Consider the following 3409-nt stretch of genomic DNA (forward strand, 5'->3'; position numbering starts at 1 on the left):
GGGGAGTATGTCAACATTACTTTCAAAATGAAGACTCGGGCTATAGTCGATACGCAATAAAAAAGGTACAGTATCTAATAACGCGAAACTGGTATAAATTTTTCTGGCGTGCTGCACCTACGCAGACAGAGGCTGCAAAAAATTCATCCCAATCTCGCTGTGTCTGTTGTATATTGGACTGACTATAGCTTGCTTATCGGTTGATCAATGCGTCAGTCGCTGTTGCCACATCAATGTTATGCTCTGTCCAACGCTCAAAGCTCAAGGCTGCTTGTCCGATAAGCATGCCATAACCATCGGAGGTTTGCGCACCTCGTATCGAAAAGTGCTGCAAAAACGGTAGCGAGCGCCCATACATCATGTCATAAGCGTACTGACAGTTCAGAGTATCATCTAGCGGTAAGGTATCGCCTGACAGTCCAATAGATGTGGCATTAATAATGATATCAAACTGTCCAGTTAATTCATTAGTTGCACAGGTTTCGATACTGTGTTTATCGATCGTCTCACTAGATTGGCTTAGCTCAGTGACCAAATTGACAGCCTTGCTCACAGTACGATTGGCAATGGTCAGGGATGAAATACCTGCCTGAATCAGCGGTAGTACGACACCGCGGGCTGCACCGCCTGCACCAATGAGTGCCACACGCGCGCCTGTAAGCGGCCAGTCCAAGCTTGTAATGTGATTGACCAACCCTTGACCATCGGTATTATCACCATAGATTGCTTCTGCGATGGGTGTGCCGCTGTCTAGCAGTGTTTGGTTCAATGATAGCGTATTAACTGCCCCTGCAACTTTGGCATGTTCAGACAAACCACCACGTGCTAAGCAGCAGTTATAAGCAACTTGTTTAAAGGGTACTGTCACATTGGCACCGACACCGCCACCATGAAAAAATGCTTCAATCACCGCCATAAAACTGGCAGCATCGTCAGGACAGTATTGGCGCTGATAGCTAATATCGATACCTGCTTGCTCTGCAAATAGCGTATGGATTTCGGGGGATTTGCTGTGAGCAATAGGATTGCCAATAACAATAAAATGCTGAGTCATAAAAGGTCCGCTGGCTATAAAAGGTCAAAACTCTTCGTTAGAGCTTATCAGAAAGTCGTTGAATCGCTATCATCATAAGGGATAACGTGATGTTTGACAAACCAAGGCGTTCGTGAATAAATACGTGGAATGATAGCGTTTTTTACCTGTTAGATATTTAACAAATATGTACTCTCTAGGAGTGTTATCCGTAACGTAAAGGGTGGTCAAGTGTTAAGCAGTTGGGTACACTATGTAACATAAAATGTGATATCAAAGTGTTCAACACGTCCTATTAAGTGATAATAAATTGACTTTGAATGTTCAGCAGATCCAAGAAAGTCATCAGACAACTTATTTATAAAAACCTTATGCATTAGCAGTGGCATATTGGCCGGCTTGTTAATGTTATTTTGAGATAAATCTAAAAGTGTGAGTAAATTGCCCATGTGGAATAATAGCCTACAGACCTTTTTGGTCGGTACGATAATGGCAGTTGGTGTGTCGTTGAGTGGCTGTAACAGCAGCGTAGATGATGTCCAAGATAAAGCAGGTATCGATGCGGAAGTTGGAGAGGAGAGCGTTGCTGAAACTGAAACTACGACAGCAGCAGATACTGACGTAAGTGGTGCAACTGTTCAGCCAGGCAAACAAGTGCAATATGATATCACAGCATGGGGCAGTGAAAATGTAGAATCACTCAATGTTAATGATTTAGAGGGTATCCAAGCGACTTTTGGCAATGTGGTGAGTACCGATGAAAACAGCTTAGACTATGCCAGTAATCCGGCTGCCAAGTATCGTTTTATGGATACCGATGCGCCTTATTTAGATATTATTGATTCTGAAAAATATCTCGAGCTTGGTTGGTATTTTGCCAACCCTACCGACTCTGATGAAGAAAAAGAGCTGAGCCAAGAGCATGCTGAAAAAGCCTATAAGCTCGCGCGTGAATTGATGGGTGATGAAGGGGGTAATCTCGTGTCTGATATGCTCAATGTGCAAATCGTTAAAAATAAAACCATCGGTGGTCAAAAGGTCGAGTTGGCAAAGTGTGAGTTTTATAGCTGTATGTTGGTCATTAACAAATCTGAGGCCCCAACCGATGACAGCTAAGACGATGATCAAACAGTGACAGCTCATTCCTCGCCGACTGGCTGGTTGTGTCTGCATTCACTAGAGAATACGTTGAATCAATCAACAGTAGATACCTCGACGGCTGGTTTATCATTGGACAATCGTGGACTGGCCTACGGCGATGGGTTTTTTACCACCATGGGTGTCATTGATGGTCAAATATTGTGGTTAGATTATCACCATCAGCGCCTTATTTCTCATAGCAAGGCATTACATATCGAGCTAGACAGCGACTTATTATTAAATGAGTTGCAGACGCATGCTCAGCAGCTACAACAAGGTATGCTCAAGCTGATTGTCACCCGCAGCACACAAGATATTCGTGGTTATTGTTATACGCCAAGTGCGTTTGGTAGTGCTTGTGAGGTTTGGCTCAAACCTTCTGCGATGAGAGTGGATACAGCGGAGCAATTGCGTCTACCTGATGATCGTTTCATTCCCTTACAGCCTATTAGCACTGCGGTTTGTCTGTCGTCGCAGATTTCCTGTCTACCATCAACGCTGGCAGGGCTCAAAACCCTCAATCGCTTAGATAACGTGCTAGCAAGTGGTGAGTTGCAAGATATCAAAGCCCAAATACCAAAACTCAAAACTGAAAAAAGCATCGGCGAGGGTCTGCTACGTGACATGAGCGGGCAGTGGGTCGAAGGTACGATGAGTAATGTGTTTTATCAATTATCAGAATCGCCTTGTACAACATCAGCATCAGAAAAACCATCTACGCTTCCACATTATCAAGACAATGCAAGCTATCTGACGACAGGCCAATGGTATACGCCATCTATGGCGCAATCGGGTGTCGATGGTGTCATGCGGCAAGTCATTATCGATGCGTTATCAAGGACACAATACCCAGTGGTGATAAGGTCGCTTCAAGATGATGATCTACCTAAATTAACGCAGATTTTCTTTTGCAATGCACTGCGTGGCGTCATGCCAATGAGTAGCTTGACGTTACTATCGGGTGAGATTGTGAGGTTTGAATCCGTCTAGCTATTATTGAAAAATATTAAATTTAGTGTCGATAAAGTCATCTGGGTATAAAACAATATCTTCGTTTCGATATATTCCTCGCGCTTTTAGTAGGGCTGTTTCACTATCTTCTGCAACCACTTCTATAATGGCACTCATCGTTTCGACTACCTCTATTTGATAAGTATTCAAATCGCCTTTCTTTATCATAACTGTTCTCAATAATTAAAAATTGTCATACTCAAAATCTGTTTTTTATCTATGCCA

Annotated in this window: 4 protein-coding genes; 2 read left to right on the top strand and 2 right to left on the bottom strand. The window is 43.2% G+C overall.

Annotation, left to right across the window (positions count from 1 at the left end; translation table 11 throughout):
* Positions 1-193 precede the first annotated feature (193 nt).
* Entirely contained in the window at positions 194-1054 is an 861-nt protein-coding gene (aroE, locus tag ACT3RN_RS14940) for a shikimate dehydrogenase (protein ID WP_192520586.1), read from the bottom strand.
* Positions 1055-1480: 426 nt separating this feature from the next.
* Between aroE and ACT3RN_RS14945 the strand changes: the two genes are divergently transcribed.
* Positions 1481-2149: a hypothetical protein gene (locus ACT3RN_RS14945; RefSeq protein ID WP_192520585.1), complete on the top strand. Its 669-nt coding sequence runs from the start codon at positions 1481-1483 to the stop codon at positions 2147-2149.
* 15 nt (positions 2150-2164) lie between these two features.
* Positions 2165-3163: an aminotransferase class IV gene (locus ACT3RN_RS14950; RefSeq protein ID WP_318779558.1), complete on the top strand. Its 999-nt coding sequence runs from the start codon at positions 2165-2167 to the stop codon at positions 3161-3163.
* 3 nt (positions 3164-3166) lie between these two features.
* On the opposite strand, the gene ACT3RN_RS14955 is transcribed toward ACT3RN_RS14950, so the two are convergent.
* A complete protein-coding gene (locus tag ACT3RN_RS14955; protein WP_192520584.1) occupies positions 3167-3352 on the bottom strand; it encodes a DpnD/PcfM family protein in 186 nt (61 codons plus the stop codon).
* Positions 3353-3409 lie beyond the last annotated feature (57 nt).

It is taken from the genome of Psychrobacter sp. AOP5-GZ1-6, assembly GCF_052376345.1.
Taxonomy (GTDB): domain Bacteria; phylum Pseudomonadota; class Gammaproteobacteria; order Pseudomonadales; family Moraxellaceae; genus Psychrobacter.

Excerpts from the sequence above, each read along its gene's own strand:
- ACT3RN_RS14945 (WP_192520585.1), top strand. The coding sequence starts at position 1,481 with ATGTGGAATAATAGCCTACAGACCTTTTTGGTCGGTACGATAATGGCA.
- aroE (WP_192520586.1), bottom strand. The coding sequence starts at position 1,054 with ATGACTCAGCATTTTATTGTTATTGGCAATCCTATTGCTCACAGCAAA.
- ACT3RN_RS14955 (WP_192520584.1), bottom strand. The coding sequence starts at position 3,352 with ATGATAAAGAAAGGCGATTTGAATACTTATCAAATAGAGGTAGTCGAA.